At 69.1% G+C, this 21080-nt stretch carries 18 protein-coding genes and 1 tRNA gene; 12 read left to right on the forward strand and 7 right to left on the reverse strand.

All coding sequences use genetic code 11. From position 1 onward, the window contains the following. Positions 1–25 precede the first annotated feature (25 nt). A complete protein-coding gene (serC, locus tag KXS11_RS01945) occupies positions 26–1138 on the reverse strand; it encodes a phosphoserine transaminase (protein WP_437383761.1) in 1113 nt (370 codons plus the stop codon). A gap of 109 nt (positions 1139–1247) precedes the next feature. Between serC and KXS11_RS01950 the strand changes: the two genes are divergently transcribed. The 3 genes from KXS11_RS01950 (at position 1248) to KXS11_RS01960 (ending at position 4227) form a co-directional block, all read left to right on the forward strand. Continuing rightward, positions 1248–1949, forward strand: coding sequence for an iron dependent repressor, metal binding and dimerization domain protein (locus tag KXS11_RS01950; protein WP_437383762.1), 702 nt, complete (start codon positions 1248–1250; stop codon positions 1947–1949). A gap of 251 nt (positions 1950–2200) precedes the next feature. Then, positions 2201–3322: a CHAP domain-containing protein gene (locus KXS11_RS01955; RefSeq protein ID WP_437383763.1), complete on the forward strand. Its 1122-nt coding sequence runs from the start codon at positions 2201–2203 to the stop codon at positions 3320–3322. Between the two features lie 407 nt (positions 3323–3729). Next, on the forward strand, positions 3730–4227 hold the full coding sequence (locus KXS11_RS01960) for an HNH endonuclease (protein ID WP_437383764.1): 498 nt from the start codon (positions 3730–3732) through the stop codon (positions 4225–4227). Between the two features lie 61 nt (positions 4228–4288). Here KXS11_RS01960 and KXS11_RS01965 read toward each other — a convergent pair. Then, a tRNA-Arg gene (locus KXS11_RS01965) sits at positions 4289–4360 on the reverse strand. A gap of 73 nt (positions 4361–4433) precedes the next feature. On the opposite strand from KXS11_RS01965, the gene KXS11_RS01970 reads away from it, so the two are divergent. From KXS11_RS01970 to KXS11_RS01985, 4 genes are all read left to right on the forward strand, one after another. Further along, entirely contained in the window at positions 4434–5375 is a 942-nt protein-coding gene (locus tag KXS11_RS01970; protein ID WP_437383765.1) for a hypothetical protein, read from the forward strand. Positions 5376–5384: 9 nt separating this feature from the next. Then, a complete protein-coding gene (locus tag KXS11_RS01975) occupies positions 5385–6227 on the forward strand; it encodes a LysR family transcriptional regulator (protein WP_437383766.1) in 843 nt (280 codons plus the stop codon). Positions 6228–6405: 178 nt separating this feature from the next. Continuing rightward, on the forward strand, positions 6406–7266 hold the full coding sequence (locus KXS11_RS01980) for a pentapeptide repeat-containing protein (RefSeq protein WP_437383767.1): 861 nt from the start codon (positions 6406–6408) through the stop codon (positions 7264–7266). Between the two features lie 163 nt (positions 7267–7429). Further along, positions 7430–8095 (forward strand): ScbR family autoregulator-binding transcription factor, encoded by a 666-nt coding sequence (locus KXS11_RS01985; protein ID WP_437383768.1) that lies wholly within the window; start codon positions 7430–7432, stop codon positions 8093–8095. A 201-nt stretch (positions 8096–8296) separates the two neighbouring features. On the opposite strand, the gene KXS11_RS01990 is transcribed toward KXS11_RS01985, so the two are convergent. Then, a complete protein-coding gene (locus KXS11_RS01990) occupies positions 8297–8965 on the reverse strand; it encodes a response regulator (protein ID WP_437383769.1) in 669 nt (222 codons plus the stop codon). Further along, complete coding sequence (locus tag KXS11_RS01995) at positions 8962–10665, reverse strand: ATP-binding protein (RefSeq protein WP_437383770.1); 1704 nt, start codon at positions 10663–10665, stop codon at positions 8962–8964. Before KXS11_RS01995 ends, KXS11_RS01990 begins: the two co-directional genes overlap by 4 nt. A gap of 199 nt (positions 10666–10864) precedes the next feature. Between KXS11_RS01995 and KXS11_RS02000 the strand changes: the two genes are divergently transcribed. Beyond that, the gene (locus KXS11_RS02000; RefSeq protein WP_437383771.1) at positions 10865–12289 is read left to right on the forward strand and encodes a CitMHS family transporter; all 1425 of its coding nucleotides are present in this window, start codon (positions 10865–10867) and stop codon (positions 12287–12289) included. A 1-nt stretch (position 12290) separates the two neighbouring features. Here KXS11_RS02000 and KXS11_RS02005 read toward each other — a convergent pair whose 3' ends face one another. Then, positions 12291–12788, reverse strand: coding sequence for a LysM peptidoglycan-binding domain-containing protein (locus KXS11_RS02005; protein ID WP_437383772.1), 498 nt, complete (start codon positions 12786–12788; stop codon positions 12291–12293). 166 nt (positions 12789–12954) lie between these two features. Between KXS11_RS02005 and KXS11_RS02010 the strand changes: the two genes are divergently transcribed. Continuing rightward, positions 12955–13989: a Gfo/Idh/MocA family protein gene (locus KXS11_RS02010; RefSeq protein ID WP_437383773.1), complete on the forward strand. Its 1035-nt coding sequence runs from the start codon at positions 12955–12957 to the stop codon at positions 13987–13989. Here the strand turns inward: KXS11_RS02010 and KXS11_RS02015 are convergent. Then, positions 13952–15154 carry a glycosyltransferase family 4 protein gene (locus tag KXS11_RS02015; RefSeq protein ID WP_437383774.1) on the reverse strand — a complete coding sequence of 401 codons (1203 nt, stop codon included), beginning with the start codon at positions 15152–15154 and terminating at the stop codon, positions 13952–13954. The genes KXS11_RS02010 and KXS11_RS02015 overlap by 38 nt on opposite strands. A gap of 115 nt (positions 15155–15269) precedes the next feature. Between KXS11_RS02015 and KXS11_RS02020 the strand changes: the two genes are divergently transcribed. The 3 genes from KXS11_RS02020 (at position 15270) to KXS11_RS02030 (ending at position 20559) form a co-directional block, all read left to right on the forward strand. Next, complete coding sequence (locus KXS11_RS02020) at positions 15270–16487, forward strand: ROK family transcriptional regulator (protein WP_437383775.1); 1218 nt, start codon at positions 15270–15272, stop codon at positions 16485–16487. Positions 16488–16623: 136 nt separating this feature from the next. Then, positions 16624–20325 (forward strand): AAA family ATPase, encoded by a 3702-nt coding sequence (locus KXS11_RS02025; RefSeq protein ID WP_437383776.1) that lies wholly within the window; start codon positions 16624–16626, stop codon positions 20323–20325. A gap of 15 nt (positions 20326–20340) precedes the next feature. Next, positions 20341–20559: a hypothetical protein gene (locus KXS11_RS02030; protein WP_437383777.1), complete on the forward strand. Its 219-nt coding sequence runs from the start codon at positions 20341–20343 to the stop codon at positions 20557–20559. A gap of 33 nt (positions 20560–20592) precedes the next feature. Here the strand turns inward: KXS11_RS02030 and mscL are convergent, their stop codons facing one another. Then, positions 20593–21039 (reverse strand): large conductance mechanosensitive channel protein MscL, encoded by a 447-nt coding sequence (gene mscL, locus KXS11_RS02035; RefSeq protein WP_437383778.1) that lies wholly within the window; start codon positions 21037–21039, stop codon positions 20593–20595. Between the last annotated feature and the right edge of the window lie 41 nt (positions 21040–21080).

Here is a 21080-nt window from a genome sequence, read left to right on the forward strand (position 1 = left end):
CGGTGCTTCGCCGCGGGTCAGCTGATCAGAGCGCGCCGACGACGTGCTCGATGCTCGCGATGAGCTGACGGACGTCGGCGGGGTCGATCGCCGTGAAGGTGGCGACGCGCAGCTGGTTGCGACCGAGTTTGCGATAGGGCTCGGTGTCGACGATGCCGTTCGCGCGAAGCGTCTTGGCGACGAGGGCCGCATCGATCGCGTCGTCGAAGTCGATCGTGACGACGACCTGCGAGCGGTGCTCGGGGTTCGTCACGAAGGGGGAGGTGTAGGAGGTGCGCTCAGCCCACTCGTACAGTGCGCCGGACGACTCTGCCGTGCGAGCGGCGGCCCAGGCGAGCCCACCGTTGCCGTTGATCCAGGAGATCTGCTCCTCGAGCAGCACCAGTGTCGACAGCGCCGGCGTGTTCAGCGTCTGTTCGAGCCGGGAGTTGTCGACGGCGTTCTTGAGGCTCAGGAACTCGGGGATGTAGCGCCCGCTGGCTGCGATGCGCTCGATGCGCTCGATGGCGGCGGGGGAGCACAGCGCGAACCACAGGCCGCCGTCGGAGGCGAAGTTCTTCTGCGGTGCGAAGTAGTAGACGTCGGCTTGCGCGGCGTCGAAGTCCACACCGCCCGCCGCGCTCGTCGCGTCGATGACGGTCAGTGCGCCCGCATCGCCCGCGACCCGCTTGACCGGTGCCATGACGCCCGTGGACGTCTCGTTGTGCGGCCACGCGTACACGTCGACGCCCTCGACCACCTCGGGATCGATCCGCGACCCACCGGCGACCTCGCGGACGTCGGGAGCGGTCAGCCAGGGTGCGCCGGCCGCCTTCGCGAACTTGCCACCGAACTCGCCGAAGACCAGGTTCTGGCTGCGCTGCTCGATGAGACCGAACGCGGCCGCATCCCAGAACGCGGTGGAGCCGCCGTTGCCGACGATGATCTCGTAGCCCTCCGGGGCGCGGAACAGCTCGGAGAGGCCGGCGCGGACGCGGCCGACGAGCTGCTTCACAGGCGCCTGTCGGTGCGACGTGCCGAGGAGCGAGAGGCCCGCTGCGGACAGTGCGGCGATCTGCTCAGGACGGATCTTCGAGGGGCCGCAGCCGAATCGACCGTCGGCGGGCAGCAGGGACGTGGGAATGGTGATCTCCGGCATACGGAGATTCTAGAGGCGAAGCCGCCTCTGGTGGAGCGCCATGGCGCTGGAACGTCGCCGGCGCGCACTAGGCTTACCGGGAACGTGCAATCGGGCAGGGAGGGCGTCGATGACCGATTTGATTGACACCACGGAGATGTATCTTCGCACCATTCTCGAGCTGGAAGAGGAGAACATCGTCCCGCTGCGTGCGCGGATCTCCGAGCGGCTCGGGCATTCGGGTCCGACGGTCTCGCAGACTGTCGGACGCATGGAGCGCGACGGCCTCGTCGTGGTCTCCGGAGACCGTCACCTCGAACTGACCGAGTCCGGTCGGCGCAAGGCGGTGCACGTCATGCGCAAGCACCGGCTGGCCGAGCGCCTGCTCAGCGACGTGATCGGGCTCGAGTGGGAGTTCGTCCACGAGGAGGCCTGCCGCTGGGAGCACGTCATGAGCGAGCAGGTCGAGCGCAAGCTGCTCGACATGCTCAACCACCCGACCGAGTCGCCCTATGGCACGCCGATCCCGGGGCTCGATGAATTCGGCGACAGCCCTGCCGCGGCCTTCTCGCAGGGCGTGGTCAACATCTCCGGACTGGTCGAGGGTCGCACGGAGCCCGTCACGGCGACGATCCGTCGTCTCGGCGAGCCCGCGCAGGTCGACCCCGAGCTGCTGCTCCAGCTGAAGCAGGCCGGCGTCATGCCGGGCCGTACCGGCTCGTTCTCCGCAGCTGGCGGGTACGTCCTCGTCAGCATCGACGGTGTCGAGGGCGGGCTCGAGCTGCCGAACGAACTGGCGACGCACATCTTCGTGGCGACTCCAAACGCCTGAGGATGAGACGAGCATGAGGATTCGGCCCACGTGGGCCGAATCCCGTGATCGAAACGTGACTTTCTCAGGGGTAACCCGTAGGCTGTCACACGTCCGCGAGGCCAGGACCTGGCCTGTGGATGACGACCGAGGCACCCCCTAGCCCGTCCCTCGGCCACACGAACCGACACCCAAACGTCGGATGGGGCTGCGCTGTGCCGATCGCCGAGATGCGAGGGGCACCGGGCACGCGGGGTGCCGGAGGAATCCACTTGACTGCAGCTGGCGCGAACGGCCCCGACGGAGCCGGCACGAACCCGAGCGAGATTCCGCTCACCCGCAAGCAGCTCCGACTCCAGGAGCAGGCTGCTGCGGCGGGCGATGCCGAGGGAACCGTCGAGTCGCCGGACTCCGCGATCGTCGAGCACCCGGAGATCGTCCTCGACGACGCCGTGGTCGAGGACTCGATCGTCGATGAGCGTCCGCTCACCAAGCCTGCTGCTCCGGAACTGAGCGCGCCGAGCTCCTTCACCGTCCGCACCGCTGCGGACGCCTCGATCAGCCGTGTCGCTCCGCTGCGCACCGGCGCCGAGCGCGTCGCACGCAACAAGCCTCCCGTGAAGCCGACGCCGTCGTCCGCCGTCGCGGTCCGCAAGCCCAAGAAGACTGGTGCCCGTCCCGGTTCGGTCCGCGGCGTCGCCACCATGGCGATCCTCGTCCCGGCACTGCTCGCGACGGTCGCCCTGCCCGCCTACGCGGCGAGCACGAACGCGCCAGCCGACTACGAGACCTCCGCCGCCGAGCAGCTGAAGGCATCCGGTGCGCAGAGCGTGGTCGTCTCGGACGATGTCGCCGCGACCACCATCAGCCGTGACCTGTACACGGCCACCACGCCGGACGAACTCGCCGAGCGCCAGCGTCAACTCGACGCGGCTGCTGCGGCGAGCGAGGCGACCTACTCGGTCACGGTCGGTGCTGCCCGTCAGGCCGGAGACGACTACCCCTGGTTCGATCAGGCCACGGATGACGAGGGCGGCGGACTGTCGCCGCTGCGCTACTACTACCGCGAGTGCGTCGACTTCGTCGCCTGGCGACTGAACCGCGACGCCGGTACGCCGAGCGGTGGCTGGGCGTTCACCTGGGGCAACGGACTTCCGCCGAGCAGCGCGTACGGTTGGGCCGACTCGTGGCAGTACGGCAAGGGCACGAACGCCATCGCCGGCTCGGTCGCCTGGTTCAACTACAACCACGTCGCGTACGTGCAGTCGGTCAACGGCGACGGCACGGTCACGCTCGAGGAGTACAACTGGGGATCGGCGCGCCACAGCTACAACACCCGCACGATCGCTGCCAGCGCCGTCGCGCTCTACCTGTACCCGCCGGGCGTCGGCTAGATCGACCATCGCCGCTTCACGCATCGCGTCCCTCTGTCGGAGGGGCGCGATGCGTTCGTCCGGGGTGTCGCGGATGTGTCCGCCGGGTGACGCGAGCAGGAAATCTCCGGCAAGGTGCGGAAATCCGGCCGTCGTGGGTTAATCTGGTGCTCTGCAACTCGGAGAGGTTCAGGAGCTGATGCACGCTATAGGTCGCAACACGGTCGCGAATGGTCGCGGCCTCTATGTGTTGCGGCATTCCAGCCAAGCGTGCCGCGGCCCCGCCGTGCGCATGAAGGGTGCTGTCATGATGACAGCGCCCTTTTTTGTTGCCCGGAAACGACCCGCTCCCGAGGTGCAGTGGTTCTGCAGGTGGTGATCGTCGACCGGTCGCGGCAGCCGTCGTGGCCCTTCGGAAGGGAACGTGCATGCGCACACTGGTGTTGAACGCGGGTTACGAGCCGCTCGCGATCGTCTCGTTCAAGCGGGCCTTGCTGCTCGTCATGAATCAGAAGGCGACCGTCGTGGAGATCGACTCCTCGCATCCCGTCTTCGCGACGAGCGGATCGTTCGATCGGCCGTCGGTCATCATCCTCACCAGATACGTTCGGATCCCTCATGGCAGACGCGTCCCGGTCACACGTCGCGGTGTGCTGCGCCGTGACGGCCACCGCTGCGCCTACTGCAACAAGGCAGCGACGACGATCGATCACGTCCTGCCGCGTTCCCGCGGGGGAGCGGACAGCTGGGAGAATCTCGTCGCCTGCTGCCTGCGGTGCAACAACGTGAAGGGTGACCGCACGCCAGCCGAGATGAACTGGGACCTCGGGGTGCTTCCGGGCATGCCGCACGGCTCGCACTGGATGGTGCGTGGCGTGGAGCGCTCGGAGCCCGACTGGGAGCAATACCTGGCGCCAGCCGCCTGACGCGTGCGTTGCGCGGTGCCGGAACGGGGTCATCGAGCGGATGGCCTGACGGACTGGACGGTGCCCCTGGAGGGACTCGAACCCCCAACCCTTTCCTTAGGACGGAACTGCTCTTCCATTGAGCTACAGAGGCTGACTCGACGAGTGTACCGGAGCTGAGTGACCTGCGCGCCCAGACCACTCCGGTCGATATGTAGTATTTGTGTATGACGATCACTCCGACGGAGACCTCCCGAACCGAGGCGCATGAGCGCTGGCAGCGCGGAGGGCTCACGCCGGTCATGGTGCGTGCCCTGCTCTCGCGATGCGATCGGAGTGCGGCTGCGGCCTGGGCCGGCTTCCCCGCCCACGTCTTCGAGCTGTGGGCAGCCGGTCAGTTGTATCCCAGTTGGGGCGCCCTCGGTCGGATCGCGTCCGGAGTCGGCCTCGACGCCGAGGCGGTGTTCGCGCTCGAACCGGCGACCGTCGACGAGCCCGGCGACATCGACGGGCTCCTCGCTCGCCGCTACGACCAGGGCCTCGTCGCACTGACCGTGGAGGCCGGGGATGAGTACCCCGAGCTCACCTCCGAACGGCAGGAACTCCTCGGGCGAACCATCCTGACCGCGCTCGGCCGGGCGGCCGCGGAGCTGTCCGACCGGATCGCCGGCGACCCCGACGGTCCGCTCGCTGAGGCCGTCGTCCGCGTTCTGCGGTCGCGACATGCGGTCGCGTTGCGTGCGCTCCGAGAGGCGCTGTTCGGCGGCGATGTCATTGCTCCGCGATCGCGCGCGGAGCGACGTCGCATCGAGAGAGGGGTGATGCAGGACGCCGACGATTCGGCTGTGCCTGCGGGGGTGCTCGGGCCGTTCCGGGCAGCCACGCAGTTCGGCACGCACGTGGCGTTCTCGCTGGAGGTGCACCGTGTGCCTGTCGAATCGTCCGGACCGGCTCCGGCGATCGAGGTGTCCTGCACCGACCACCTCGGCTCGCCGAGTCCGGTGGAACGACTGCTGTGGTGGCGGGCGCTCCTCGGCGGCTCGACGTGCGATCCCGCCGGTCTCCTGGAGGTGGACGGCGAGCCGGAGCTCGGTGCAGATGGTGTGCTCCGGGGCAGGTTCGTGCTGACCCGGCCCGGTGGAGCGGAGGAGGTGGAGGTCACGCCGTAGGCTCGAAGCATGACGCACGACCTCCACCGCCAGCTCGAACGCGACGCCATCACCCTTCGTCAACTGCGCTCGGCCGTCGTCGTCGCGGATGCGCGGACGCTCAGCGCTGCAGCCAACCTGCTCGGTGTGGCGCAGCCGAGCCTTGCCCAGCAACTGCGTCGGCTCGAAGCGGCGATCGGTGTCGAGATCTTCAGCGTGCTCGGCGAGGAGTACCGTCCGACGCGCGACGGGCAGCGGTTCCTCCTGAAGGTGCGCACCTTCATCGACGTCGTCGCCGACATGGATCCGAAGGCGCCCGCCAGGCACATCCGCGTCGGCCGTCCCTCGACGACCTGGGATGCCGTGGTGTCCGAGGTCGGGCGCCGGATCGACGTCCCCGCCGTCGCCGTCGCCGTCGAATCCGTCGAACAGCTCCACCTCGTCACCACGGGCCGCCTCGACGCGACCATCGTCCGGCTGCCGATCGACCTGCCCGACGAGCTCTCCGCCGAGGAGGTCGCCGCCCTGCCGCTCGGTGTCGTCATGCGCGCTGAGCACCCGCTGTCCGCCAAAGACTCGATCGAATGGTCCGACCTCGTCGATCAGGAGCTCCTGCGACCGGAACCCGGCAAGGACCCGGAGTACTCCGCGTGGCTCGCCTCGGCCCTCGCTGCGCGCGGCTGGTACCCGCGTTCGCTCACGATCGATGCCGGGAACGACACGCTCTTCCTCGACGCGCTCCGCTTCGGCGAACGGTTGATCGCCCTGCGCCCCGTGGCCGCGATGCGTGAGGACGACGGACTCTCCTGGCGGCCCCTCGCGGACGCTCCGGAGCTCCGCGAACGCTTCGCCCTCGTCACCCGCCGCGAGTAGCGGCTCGAGCGGTATCCTGGACGCAGTGTCATTCATGGTTTCCGCTTAATCAGCACCATCCGTCGCCGCTCACCGCGCCGTCCCGGGATGGCTGTCCTGTGCGCCTGGAAACGGGGCTCCCGATCAGGAGTCCCGTCGCCCCAGCCCACGACGCCCTCTTCCCGACGGAGATCCCACCATGACCGCTGTCCCCCTGACCCTCGGCCGTTCGGCCGACGACCCCCGCGCCCACCTGCGCGCGGACTGTTCGACGTGCTTCGGCCTGTGCTGCGTCGCGCTCTCGTTCACCCGTTCGGCGGACTTCGCCGCGTCGAAGTCCGCCGGCACGCCGTGCGGCAATCTGCAGGACGATTTCCGCTGCGGCATCCATGAACGTCTCCGCGACACCGGCTACCGCGGCTGCACCGTGTACGACTGCTTCGGAGCTGGACAGGCGGTGTCGCAGCAGATGTCCGGCGGTGCGAACTGGCGTGACGTCCCTGAGGTCGGCACGGCCATGTTCGCCGTGTTCCCGCTGGTCCAGGCATTGCATGAGGTGCTCTGGCTCCTCACGGAGGCCGCGGAGCATGCGGTCGGCGAGGAATCACGCGACCGGATCGCCCGACAGCAGGCGACGATCGACGCGGTCCTCGCGGGTCGTCCTGAGTGCATCGTCGAGGAGGACGTCGACCACGCGAGGCGCGAGGCATCGCCGGTGTTCGACGCGGTCGCGGCGGTGGTTGCTGCGCGGATCCGTCCGGACGCGGCCGGTCCGCTCGATGCGCGACTGGTGCCCCGTGCGCAGCTCGGAGGCGTCAGGTTCCGGAATCGGGATCTCCGCGGCGCTGCGCTCCGAGGCGCGTCGCTCATCGCCGCCGACCTCCGCGGGTCCGATCTCCGTGGGGCGTCCCTGCTCGGCGCGGACCTGCGCGACACGAGGCTTGAGGGGGCCAGGCTCGACGGCGCGTTGTTCCTCACCCAGCCGCAGCTCAACGCCGCTCGCGGTGACGCGGCGACCACGGTGCCGCACGCGCTCGACCGTCCGTGGTCCTGGCGATGACCCGTGCGGGCAACGCCGGGCTTTTCCGAGCCGACCGGGATGTTGTGCGCCTCCAAGTCGGTCGACTTGTTCACGGAAAAGCACGTTTTCGACACAGTGTTCTCAGGTTCGAGTGGGTACGCTTATCCCTGAATCGGGGGATGACAAGAAGCAGGAAACGTACATGCCCGAACGACGACCGCAGCAGCAACGAGGTCATGAACGACGCCAGACCGTCGTCGAGGGTGCCGCGCGCATGTTCGACCGCGTCGGCTACGGACAGGCCAGCCTGTCCGACATCGCCCGAGAGGCGGGCACGACCCAGGGGTCGCTCTACTTCTACTTCCCATCGAAGGAAGAACTCGCTCTCGCCGTGATCAACGAGCAGAGCACCCGATCGATCGCCGCACTGACGGCTCCGACGACGGCTCCATCGCCGTTCGGTGGGCTCGTCCAGGCCTCACGCGCCGTCGCTGACCTGATGCTCACCGACCCGATCGCCCGCGCAGGTGTCCGTCTGTCGCTCGAGCAGGGCGTCATCCAAGCGCAGACCACCGGATTCCACGAGCAGTGGATCGCGAACGTCCAAGCACGCGTGCAGGAGTCCATGGAGCTCGGTGAACTGCAGTCGCAGCTGGCGTCGGAGGTGCTCGCACGATCCTTCGTCGCATTCTTCACCGGCACCCAGCTGCTCTCGAGTCTCCTGAGCGGTCGCAGCGACCTGTTGAGTGCGATCGATGCGATGTGGCGGATCGCCGTGGCGGCCGTCATCGTCGCCGATCGACAGTCGGAAGTGCTTGCCGTCATCGACGAGGCCTTCGGTCCGCTGCAGCACGACGGCGCACAATAGGGGATAACCCTGACGCAGCTCTGCTGAGTCCGGCCTAAACTCAATCGGGTGATTAACTCACTTTGCTGATCGTCGTGTCACGACGGACGGATCGCGGCGTGCGGGGGCATCCCGCGTTCCGTCGGCGAAGGGTTGGTTCACGTGCCGGGCTGGGCGATGTCGTGGGGGGATCGCCCAGCCGACGGCGGCCCGTCGTGATCCTCACGATCCGCGCCTGACGGAGTACCGATGTTCCGGTCGGCCCGTCGTGCCGTATCGCAGCTGCGTCGTGACGAGACCGCGTCCGGCCAGTGCCGCGAGATAGCGTTGCGCGGTCGCCCGGGACACGCCGACGACCGCCGCGATGTCGGCCGCGGAGTGCTCGCCACCCGCCTCGGCGACGGCTTCGAGGACGGCCGACTCGGTCGCGGACCGGGAGCGGGTGCTCGCCGTCGCGTCGCCGGAGTGGAGGATGCGCAGCGCCCGCTCGATCGACTCCTGATCGACCGTCGCGTCATCGGCCAGGACGTTGCGGAAACGCGCGTACGCGGTGAGTCGATCGTGCAGCAGCTGCGGCGCGAACGGCTTCACGAGATAGCCGAGGGCTCCGGCGCGGAGTGCCCGGCGGACCGAGGCGGCGTCGGACGCGGCGGAGATCACGATCGTGTCGACGGTGAGTTCGGTGAGTAGCTCGAGCCCGTTCCGGTCGGGCAGGTACCCGTCCAACAGGATCAGCTCCGGCCTGCCGGTCGCGACGGCTCGCATCGCTTCCGCCGCGCTCCCCACCGGAGGGAGTGCACGGAAACCGTCCAGGTGGTCGACGATCCGACAGTGCAACCGCGCGACGTGGAAGTCGTCGTCGACGACGAGGACCGGGAGTTCAGGGATCATCGACGGGTTTCCTCGGTGGTGTGCTCGACCGCGTCGACCGTCCCGGGAAGGCGCGCGCAGAAGACCGCGCCGTGCTCTCCGGGGACGCCGGGCGACGCGAGCCAGACGTCGCCGCCGCGGCGACGGGCGATGTCGCGTGACAGCGGCAGGCCGAAGCCGTGTCCGTGGACGTCGTCGTCACCCGGAGACGACGGGGCTTCACCCGGGGCGGAGCTCGTCTGGATCCCGTCACCCGAGTCCATGACCGAGCAGTGCAGTTCCGTGCCGTGGTCGAGCACCTCGACCTCGACCCAGGCGGGACGCGCCGACCCCGCGACGGCAGCGGTGACGGCGTTGTCGAGGAGGTTGCCCAGCACGGTCGTCACGTCCTCAGGATCGCACAGCGTGCCGGTGACCAGGGTCTCCGATCCGATCGTCAGGAGCACTCCGCGTTCTGCGGCCTCGACGCCCTTCGCCCCGATGAACGCCTGCAGGTAGGGCTCAGTGAGGCGGTCCGCGTGCTCGACCGGGTACTTCAACGGCCCGTGGTCGAGGACACCGGCGAGGTAGCTGCGGGCCTCCGCGTCCTGGCCGATCTCGAGCAGTCCGGAGATCGCGTGCAGGCGGTTCGCGAACTCGTGGCGTTGGGCACGCAGGGCGGTCGTCATCGTCGCGACGGCGTCGAGTCTGCGGGTCAGGCCCTCGACGTCGGTCCGGTCGCGCACGAGGACGACCCGCCCGAGGTCGACGCCGTCTTGGAACACCGTGCGCACGTCGATGAAGAGCACGCGTGAACCGACGACGAGCTGGGCGGGCGGGGGACTGTCCTCGACGCTGTCCACGAGCTGCAGGAGCGGTTGCGGGAGACCGAGGTCGACGAACCGTCGGCCGATGATCGGACCGACGCCGAGGAGCGTGGAAGCCTGCTCGGTGCACACGGTGACGATGCCGGCGGGCGAGATCCCGAGCACGCCCTCGCCGACGCCACCGAGCACTGCGGCCTGGTTCTGGACGAGGGCCGCGAGGTCCTCCGGTCCGAGGCCCAGCGTGAGGCGGCGGAGCCGGCGGCGGATGAGCATGGATGCGACGAGGCCGATCGTCATCGCGAGCAGCGCTGCGCCTCCGACCGGGACGATCTCGCGCAGGACGTCGGCGAAGACCCGCTGCGGTGCGAACCCGACGCTGACCTCTCCGACGACCTCGCCGGCTTCGCCCGCACCGCTCGCGTAGACGGGCACCTTCGCCCGGGCGGACGGGCCGAGCGTCCCGGTCTCCCAGGACACGGTCTCCTCGCCGCGCAGGGCTGCGTCGGGGCTCGTGCTGACCTGGCGGCCGAGCTGGTCCGGATCGGGGTGCGCGAGTCGGATGCCTCGCTCGTCCGTCACGACCACGAAGAGGGCACCCGTCCGCGTCTGCACCGCGGCGGCGAGTGCCTGCACCGGCCCGTCCTGCAGGCCGGCCGGCTTGGGAACTCCCGCGGTGCGCGCCTCGAGCGTGACCTCGGCGCGGATGTCGGGGTCGCTCGCCACGCTCTGGGCGATGGCGAGGGCGGTCGACTGCGCTTCGTGGACCAGACGTTCGCTGCTCAACCAGGCGTAGGCGCCGGCGCAGACGAGGACCACGGCCGTCACGACGATGAGCTGGAGGACGAGCACCTGGGCGGCGAAACTCGAACGCCGGCCCCGTCGCCGTTCCGCCTGGTCCGCTTCGTCGCCGGTCATGCCTCGATGCTACGTCCAGGGGTCATCGGGCTCGACCCGACCCCTGATGAGCAGAATGCGCAGAACATGCGGCAACACGCAGATCCGAGCCGAACGTCGACAAGCGAGCGATCGGGGAGGAGGTCTCGTAGCGTGCCGTGAACGCCTCGACAGGCGGACGGCAGTGCACACCGCGGTGCACGCAGACGAAGGAGTCGACATGCTGGTCATTCTCGGGTTCGCGATGATCCTGACGTTCATGGTGCTGATCATGACGAAACGCCTGACGCCCATGGTGGCGCTCATCATCGTGCCCACCGTCTTCGGACTGTTCGCCGGTGCGGGACTCGGCCTCGGCGACATGGTCATCGAGGCGATCGGCGGGCTCGCTCCGACCGCTGCGCTGCTGATGTTCGCCATCATGTACTTCGGGATCATGATCGACGTCGGACTCTTCGACCCGCTCGTCCGGTTCATCGTGCGGGCGCTCGGCAACGATCCGGCCAAGATCGTCCTCGGGACGGCCCTGTTGGCGGGCGCCGTCTCACTCGACGGGGACGGGTCGACGACCTTCATCGTGACGACGGCGGCGATGCTGCCGATCTACCTGCGCCTCGGCATGAATCCCGTGGTCCTCACCTGTGTCGCGGGCCTGGCGAACGGCACCCTGAACATCGTGCCCTGGGGCGGGCCGACGGTCCGTGCCGCCTCCGCGCTCGGTGTCTCGCCGACCGAGATCTTCGTGCCCATGCTGCCGTCGCTCGCTGCCGGCCTCGTCGTCGTGTTCGCCTTCGCCTGGATGCTCGGCCTCGCCGAACGGAAGCGTCTCGCGGGCGTCGACCTCCTGGGCGACAGCGCCGTCGGGATCGCCGCGCCAGCCTCCGGGACCGGGCCGACCGACCACCCGCTCACGGGAGGCATGTCGACGACGTTCTCGACGCCATCGAGTGGGCGCCTCGCGACCCTCGTGCGCCCCGACGACACCGCCATGGCCGACACGATGCTCGATCCGCAGCGCGAGACCCTGCGCCCCCGCCTCATCTGGGTGAACCTCGTCCTCACGGTCGCCGTCATGGTGCTCCTCGTGATCGACCTCGTGCCCCTCCCGTTCGTGTTCATGGCCGGCACCGCGGTTGCACTCCTCGTGAACTTCCCCAAGCTGTCGCAGCAGTCGAAGGAGATCGTCGCGCACGCACCGAGCATCGTGGGCGTGGTGTCGATGGTGCTCGCTGCAGGCGTGCTCATCGGGGTGCTGAACGGAACCGGGATGGTCACGGCGATGGCGGACTGGATCGTCGACATCATCCCGAACGAGCTCGGACCGTTCCTCGCCGTGATCACGGGTGTGCTGAGCATCCCCATGACCTTCTTCATGAGCAACGACGCGTTCTACTTCGGGATCCTGCCCGTGCTCGCCGAGAGCGCCTCGGCCTTCGGTATCGAGCCGGTCGAGATGGCGCGGGCCTCGATCACGGGTCAGCCGGTGCATCTGCAGAGCCCGCTGGTGCCGGCGATCCTGCTCCTGGTGTCCCTCGCGAGCGTGAACCTCGGTGACCACCACAAGAAGGTGCTGTGGCGTGCGGCGGTCGTCTCCGTCGTGATGCTCGTGGTCGGTGTGCTCGTCGGCACCATCCCGTTCGGCTGATTCAGCGCGTCGTCGTCCAGTCGAGGTTCACGATGTCGCCGATGTAGATGTCGAGTCCGAAGCCGGGGATCGACGGGTTCATCCGCAGCAGCTGCTGCTGCGGGAGGTCGAACCGTTGGGCGATGTCGAAGAACACGTCACCGGCGACGACCGTGTAGGTGAGCGGATTCCCGTCGCCGTCGGTGACGACCGAGCCGAGAGCGCCGTCCCGGGGGCCGAGATCGAACGCCGGGCCCTCGGGCAGGGGCTCCGCGGGCTGAGCAGGTGCATTCGGCTCGATGGGGGCGGGCTCGGGCGGCAGTGCGTCTCGAGGCGTCTGCGTCGGTACCGGGGCGACCGAGGGCGACGGATCCGGCTGCTGGGTGACCACGACGGTGACCGGCGGTGGGGCCGGGGTGCCGACGCAGCCGGTGAGGAGCAGGAGGCCTGTGGTGGCCAATCCGGCTCCGGCCAGAGCGAGGCGGGCGCGACGGCGTGCCCACGGATCAGGTCGCTTCACGGTGCATCCCCCCAAGGATGGAACAGGCTCGAGGCCGGACCGACAGAACTCGGTCGAAATATCAGTCTACGACCCCGTATCGCCGCGCCAAGCAGGGCTAGCCCCGAATCGAAAGGCGCGCGCATGCCTCAAGTAGGCTGACTCGGACGCGCATCGAAGGAGAGCCATGACGGACCAGTCCATCACCCAGCCGGGCACCACCACACCGGAGAGCGGAACGTCGACAGGCCTGCGCTGGGGCATCCTCGGGCCTGCCGGGGTCGCCAAGTCCTTCACGGCCGACCTCCGTCTCCACGGCTTCGACGTCCGAGCGGTCGCATCGCGATCGGCCGAGACCGCGGCCGCCTTCGCCGCTGAGTTCGACGTCCCGAACGTGCACGTCGGCTACGAGGCGCTCGTGGCCGACCCTGAGGTCGACGTCGTGTACATCGCGACGCCGCATCCGTTCCACGCCGAGCAGGCCGTCCTCGCCCTCGACGCCGGCAAGCACGTGCTCATCGAGAAGCCCTTCACCCTGAACGCAGCCGAGGCCCAGGCGGTCGTCGCCCTCGCAGCACAGCGTGGGCTGGTCGTGCTCGAGGCGATGTGGACGCGTTTCCTGCCGCACATGGTGCGCCTGCGCGAACTGCTCGCGGCCGGCATCATCGGACAGCCTCGCAGTCTCGTCGCCGACCACACGCAACTCCTCTCCGACGACCCGGCGCACCGGATGAACGCGCTCGAACTCGGCGGCGGTGCGCTGCTCGACCTCGGGATCTACCCGATCTCGTTCGCCTCAGCGCTGTTCGGCACGCCGACGACCATCCAAGCGACCGCAGCCCTCCGCGAGACGGGAGCCGACATGCAGGTCGCGACGCTCTTCACCTATGCGGACGGGCAGGTCGCGAACACGCTCTCGGCAAGCAACACCGTCGGCCCGAACCGCGCCGCGATCGTCGGGACGGACGGCTGGATCGAGTTCGACCGCGTCTGGTACACCGCGACCACGTTCCACGTGTTCGACACCTCGGGCGAGGTCGTCGAGACCTACCGCTCCGAGGTCGAGGGGCGCGGCATGCATTACCAGGCGTGGGAACTCGAGCGTCTCGTCTCCGAGGGCCGTCTGTCCGGTGAGATCCTGCCGCTCACCGAGACCGTCGCGATCATGGAGACCCTCGACGAGATCAGGCGCCAGATCGGCGTCCGTTACCCGACCGAGTGATGCGGGCGGCCGTCCCGCGGGGCTCCCAGACCGACCGTGGGGCAGTCCTCCCCGAGTGGAGCTCGATCGCGTCACTGTAGTGGCCGATCAGGGCACTGCTGACGCTCTTCCAGCTGCGCGGCAGGACCCCGGCCCTCGCCGCCGCTCCGAACGCTTCGCGCTTGAGGTCGTCGCCGACGAGGTCGACGACGAAGCCGCGCAGCTGCTCCAAATGGCCGGGTTCGTAGAGCCAACCCGTGCGACTCGAATCGACGAGGTCGACCGGGCCGCCGCGTCCGGTGGCGACCACGGGCACGCCCGAAGCCATCGCCTCCTGGATCGTCTGACAGAAGGTCTCCGACTCGCCGGGGTGCACGAACACGTCGAGCCCGGCCATCGCGACCGCGAGCTCGTCACCGCCGAGGAAGCCCGTGAAGACGGCGTCGGGGAGGCGGTGCTCGAGCGCTTGGCGGAGCGGACCCTCCCCGACGATCACGAGTTTGACCCCGGGGAGGCCGCCGAGCACCGCGAGGTCCTCGACCTGCTTCTCAGCCGCCAAGCGACCGACGTAGCCGACGATCCGTTCGCCGTTCGGGGCGATCCGCGCCCGCCAGGCGGCACTGCGGCGCTCTGGCGAGAACCGGACCGAGTCGACACCGCGGACCCAGAGCCGGATCCGCTCGATGCTGTGCGAGGCCAACTGCTCGATCGACTGCTGCGACGGGGCGAGCGTGATCGTCGCCTTACCGTGCAGGCGTTCGACGTGCTGCCAGAGCAGCGCCTCCGCGACCGGGAAGCCGTAGCGGCCGGCGTAGGCGGGGATGTCGGTCTGGTACACCGCGACCGTCGGCACGCCGAGGCGCTCTGCTGCTTGCACGCCTCGCCATCCGAGCACGAAGGGCGAGGCGAGATGGACGACGTCCGGGCGGAAGCCGCGCAATAGCTCCGTGATGCGTCCGACTCCGCCGGCCGCGACCCGCACGTTGCGGTAGCGGGGGAGTGGGATGGACGGCACGCCGTCGACTCGGAAGCCTTCGTGGCGTCGCGGTGTGGAGGCACCGGTGCCCGGAGCGATGACGAGCACCTCATCTCCGCGGTCCGCGAAGTGCTCCATGATGCGGAGCAGGGAGTGGGTGACGCCGTTCATCTGCGGCAGGAACGACTCGGTCACGATTGCGATCCTCACAGGAACGATGCTCCGCGCCGCGCTCGGCGAGGAGGTGCCCGCGAGGAGACGTGTCGGTGACCATCGGGTGACATCCCGGTGCGCGTGATGAGGCGCAGCCTGCTTTACTTATCGCATGAGTGTTGGCGGATTCGGGAGCGGCGGTGGCGAGGTCGCGTCGGATCGGGCCGACACCTTCTCCTACACGCCGGCGAGACGCCTCCGCCCCAATGCGAAGGTCCTCCCCGAGCACGCCCGCGGGCACAACCGGGCGCTCGTCCTCCAGACGCTGTTCGCGAGCGGAGCGATGAGCCGCGCCGACATCGCCCGTGCCACCGGCCTGACCCGGGTGAGCATCTCCGACCTCGTCGCCTCGCTCATCGCCGACAACCTCATCGTCGAGATCGGCCTGCGCGAGACCTCGCGCCCCGGCAAGCCCGCCACGCTCATCGACATCAACCGCGACGAGTTCCAGATCGTCGGACTCGACCTCTCCGACACCGAACTGTTCCGCGGCGCCGTCCTCACCCTGGACGGCGACATCGTCACGCTGCGCGAAGTCCCCCTCGACGGCTCGACCGGGGAGCAGGCGATCGACAAGGCGGTGGCGCTCGCCGCAGGCCTGCTGGAGGAGGCGACCGTCGAGGTGCTCGGCATCGGCGTCGGGTCGCCCGGTGTCGTCGACATGACCGGCACCGTCCGGAGTGCTCCGAACCTCGGCTGGACCGATGTCGACCTGCAGGGTGCGCTCGAACAGGTCGCCCAGGTGCCCGTGCTCGTCGCGAACGACGCGAATGCCGCGGTCCTCGCCGAGTACAGTTTCGGCGGAGCCGACGGCGACCTCATGCTCGTGAGCGTCGGCAACGGTGTCGGCGCCGGCCTCCTCGTCGGCGGGCACCCGCTCTTCGGAAGTCGGTTCGCCGCCGGCGAGATCGGACACGTCGTCGTCGGGACGGACGGCGGGCCGCTCTGCGCGTGCGGGAAGCGCGGCTGCCTCGAGGCCTGGCTCGCTGTGCCGCACCTCCGCGAGCTCCTCGACGCGGTCGACGCGGCAGGACTCCCCGCCGAGGAGGTCGTGCTCCGGCAGGACGAGATCCTCCGGGCAGCGGGCGAGCGGCTCGGCATCTCGCTCGCCGCGATCGTCGGCGCACTGAACCTCTCCGAGATCGTCGTCAGCGGGCCGGAGGAGCTCCTCGGCGGCGTGCTGTTGGCTGCCGCGATCGACACCGTGCGCGAACGGACGATGACCGAGTTCCACGGTGGCGTGCAGATCCGCATGAGCGAGCAGGGGTCGGACATCGTGCTCCGCGGCACCGCGGTCATGGTCCTCTCGGGCCTCCTCGGCGTCTCCTAAACGACACTCGTGGGCTTTGACCCCGCATTTCGGGGGTGAACTCGACGAAAAACCGAAGCGCTTCCCGGCGTTTCGGGCTCTCGGCGCTTAGGGTGCAAGTGTGTGGCGGCTAGAGAAGAGACGGGATGACGGCGACGTGACGTCCGGAGTCGAACGGGAAGCAGCGGAGGCGAACCTCCGCGAGGGCCCCGTGGCGGCGTCGGCAGGCGTGGTCGACACAGCGCTGAACGGGTGGCGTGAGCAGCTCGGCACGGTCGGTGGACCCTCGCCGCTGCTGCATTTCGTCGATGCACCGACCACCCGCGTGGAGCTCAGCTCCACCCACCCCGGTGGCCTGCCGCAGTTCATCTCCGGCAAGTCGACCCTGCTCTCCAACCTCATCCGAGACGAGATCGCGCTCCGCGGCGCCAAGCGCGCGGCCGACCGCATCACGACCAAGGGCATCGAACTCTCGACCGTCCGCGGTATCGACTCGGTGCACCTGGCCGTCGGTCTCGCCCAGTGGAAGCATCAGGGGGAGGAGTTCAGCGCGCCCGTGCTGCTGCGTCCCCTCGCCATCCGCCGCTACGGCCGCGACTTCGAGGTCAAGCTCCGTGGAACGACGACGGCGAACCCCGAACTCGTCCGGGCGCTCCGCGAGCAGTTCGGCATCGTGCTCGATGCCGACGAGTTCGTCGCCCTCAGCGAATCCGGCGGCGTGTTCAAGCCGCAGCCCGTGATCGACCGACTCCGTGCGCTCGCCGCAGGTCTCGAATGGTTCACGGTGCAGCCTCGCCTGCTCGTCTCCTCCTTCGCCGCCGTCGGGCACTCGCTGCTCGACGACGCCGCGAAGCTCGACCACCCGATCCTCGACGCCGTCGCCGGTGACGAGGACGCGATCGGCCTCGTGCGCGGTAGCTTCACGCCGGTCGACGCCCCCGGCCAGGATGACCGGCCGCCGTCGACGGACACGCTGCTGCTCGACGCCGACGTCGAGCAGGAGAACGTCATCGCGCAGATCGGGGCGGGCAACTCGCTCGTCGTCACGACGCTGCCCGGAACCGGCGGTACGCAGACCATCGTCAATGCGATCGGCGTCCTCGCCGCGCAGCACAAGCGTGTGCTCGTCGTGAGCCCGCGTCGGTCGACGCTCGAAGGCATCCGCCACCGCCTCACCAAGGTCGGTCTGCCCGGCCTGTGCGCCTCGCCCGCGACGCTCCGTCGCGACCTCATCCAAGCGATCACCCGCAACGAACGCGCGATCGCGCCGCAGGTCGGCGAAGTCGACGACGCGCTCGTCCGTCTCCGGCGCGTGCTCCTCGACTACCGCACCTCGCTCCAGGCCAGAGACCCAGACCTCCGCGTCTCGGTCATCGAGGCGCTCGAAGCACTGTCCAAGCTGTCGAAGCTGCCCAATCCACCCGGGACGCTCGTGCGACTCGATCGCCAGACACTCGTCGGCCTGGCCGCCGGGCGTTCGCGGGCCGCCGAGGCGCTCGAGGGCGCGGCCGCCCTCGGCGAGTTCCGCTACGGTCCGAGCGACTCACCCTGGTACGGGGCCTCGTTCGACACGACGGCAGCCGCACAGGAGACCCACGAGCTCGCGAAGCGCCTGCACCGTAAGGACCTCCCGCAGCTGCTCGAACGAGCCTACGGGCTCGTCGGCCAGACGCAGATGCGCCCGTTCGAGTCGATCGACGAGCTGGGCATCTACCTCCGGCTCCTCGCCGACATCCGCGAGACGCTCGACCGTTTCCAGCCGGACGTGTTCGACCGCTCACTCGCCGACCTCATCGTCGCGACGAGCGCGCGCAAGGACTCGGCGGCGATGTCGTCCGCAAGCCGCCGGCGGCTCAAGGCGCTCGCCAAGGAGTACCTGCGTCCTGGCGCGCACGTGCCCGACATGAACGCCGCACTCCGTCGTATCCAGCAGCAGCGGACGCTCTGGCAGCGCTATGTCACCACGGGTGCGCCGCCCGAGGTGCCGCTCGGCATCGCCGAGGTCGACCAGGCCTACGCCGCGGTCGCCGCGAAACTCGAACTCGTCGATCAACCCCTCGGCATCGCAGACACGCCGGATCGCCTCGGACGCCTCGCCATCCCGAGCCTCGTGCGGACGATCTCCGAACTCGCCGCAGAGTCCGAGGTGCTCCACAACCTGCAGGAGCGCACCGCCATCCTCGCGGGCCTCCGCGAGCAGGGTCTCGGTGAACTCATCATCGACCTCTCGCAGCGACACGTCCCGCGGAGCCGCCTCGCCGACGAGCTCGAGCTCGCCTGGTGGCAGTCGATGCTCGAACTCGTGCTCACCGAGGACCGCGGTCTGCTCGGTGCCAACACGAGCGTCGTCGAACGCCTCGAGTCAGACTTCCGGCTCGTGGACGAGGCACACGCCTCCGCCTCCGGACAGCTCCTCGCCTCCCTGCTCGCCGACACCTGGAAGATCGGGCTCGTCGACCACGCAGGGGAGGGCATGGCGCTTCGCACGCTCCTGAAGCGCGACCGCCCGCTGCGCGCGGCGGAACTCGAGCAGGTCGCTCCGACGCTCTCACGCGTCCTCGCGCCGGTCTGGCTCGTCTCGCCGTACGAGGTGCCCCGCATCCCCGAGAGCTCGTCGTTCGACGCGGTGTTCCTGGTTGACGCCGGTGCGACACTGCTCGCCGAGAACGTCGACGCCATCCGTCGTGCCCGCCAGGTCGTCGCCTTCGGTGATCCGGTGACGCAGAGCCCGTCGCCCTTCGCGATCCGCCTCGAGGACCAGGAGTCCGCCCCCGAGAACCCCGCGGATGTCGCAGAACTCCACCGTGACTCGGCGCTCGAGCAGTTGAGCGCCGTGCTGCCGACGCTCATGCTCACCCGCTCCTACCGCGCCGGTGGAGAAGACCTCGCCGAGCTCGTCAACGAACGGTTCTACGGTGGACAGATCGACTCGCTGCCGTGGGCCGGGTCGTTCCTCGGCCACGGCAGTCTCAGCCTCGACTACGTCCCTGGTGGCCTGGGGATGCCCGACCCGGTCACGGGTGCCGTGGAGAGCGTCGACGTCGAGGTGGAGCGCGTCGTCGAACTCGTGCTCGAACACGCGTCCAACCGTCCTCGCGAGTCGCTCATGGTCGTGACGGCGAGCGACAAGCACGCCGTGCGCGTGCAACAGGCCGTCCTCGCCGCCTTCTCGCGTCGGGCCGACCTCTCCGACTTCCTGCTGCGCGAGCGTGCAGAGCCGTTCACGGTCCTGACGCTCGAGCAGTCCGTCGCTGAGAGCCGTGACCGCGTCATCTTCTCCATCGGCTACGGACTCACCCCGCACGGCCGGGTGCTGTCAGACTTCGGTGCCCTCGGACAGCCGGGCGGCGACCGACTGCTCGCCGTCGGGATGACCCGTGCACGCCGATCCATGGTGATCGTCTCCTGCGTGCGCCCGGAAGACCTCGATCAGGGCCGCGTCCAGCACGGCATCCTCGCGCTCGCACGTATCCTCACCGACACCTCTCGGCGAGCTTCGGAGGACCAGGCGACGCACGAGGCCGAGCCGATGCTCGTCGACCTGGCCACCCGCCTCGAGACCCTCGGCATGCGTGTCGACATGGGCTACCGCGGCAAGCTCGCGCTCGTGGCCTCCTGGAACGGCCGGGCCGTCGTCGTCGAATGCGATGAGGAACTGGGCGATGCGAGCCTCCGCGAGTCGCTGCGTCTGCGTCCCGACGTCCTCCGGCGCCTCGGGTGGCACTACGTCCGAGTGCACAGCTTCGACCTGTTCGCCGACGCCGAAGCGGTCGCGCAGCGCGTCGCCGGTGTCCTCGGGTTGGTCTCGACGGAACATCTCGACACCGCACCCATCCCGGTGCAGGTGCCGCGTCACTGACGTCCGGCGCTGATCATGCAGGACGATCAGGAGCCGCGGATCGTCCGATCCCGCGGTGCTCGACGCGCCACGCGTCCGGGAGCAGCCGGGACCGATCCGTCGCCCCAGCTCCCGAAGGCGCCGGTGAAGGCCGCTGAGGACACCGACGAGGCCTGGAACGGCACGGCCCGGCCACCTCGCACGGGCGGCGGGAACGACGATGAGCTGAAACGGAACGTCCCGCCCCACTGGTGAGCGGGACGGGACGTCGACGGTGGTGCGGAGCGGCTAACGGCCGTCGGTCGTGTCGTCGCGTGCCGGCGGCAGCGGAGCGCTCTCGCCGGTCTTCAGCAGGTCGCGGATCTCCGTGAGGAGCGACAGCTCGCTCGGAGCGGCCGGTTCGTCGGCGACGGTCGGCTTGGTCGTGACGCGCTTGAAGCGATTCATCGGCAGCACGATGACGAAGTACACGACCGCGGCGATGAGCACGAACTGGATCGCCGCGCCGAGGAACGCACCGAACGCGAGGACAGCGGGCTCGCCGTTCACGGTCGGGATCTCCACCTTGAACGCATCGTTCAGGCTCTCCGCCTTGAACAGCGCGCCGAGCAGCGGGTTGAAGATGTTCTCGACGAGCGAGTTGACGATCGCGGTGAACGCGGCGCCGATGACGACGGCGACCGCGAGATCGATCACGTTTCCGCGGAGGATGAACTCTTTGAAGCCTTTGAGCATGGGCGTCTCCCTGATCGGGGATTGAAAGGACGGACCCCGCT

Origin of the sequence: Plantibacter flavus (genome assembly GCF_051487245.1) — a bacterium.
In the GTDB taxonomy this organism is placed as follows: Bacteria; Actinomycetota; Actinomycetes; order Actinomycetales; family Microbacteriaceae; genus Plantibacter; species Plantibacter flavus_B.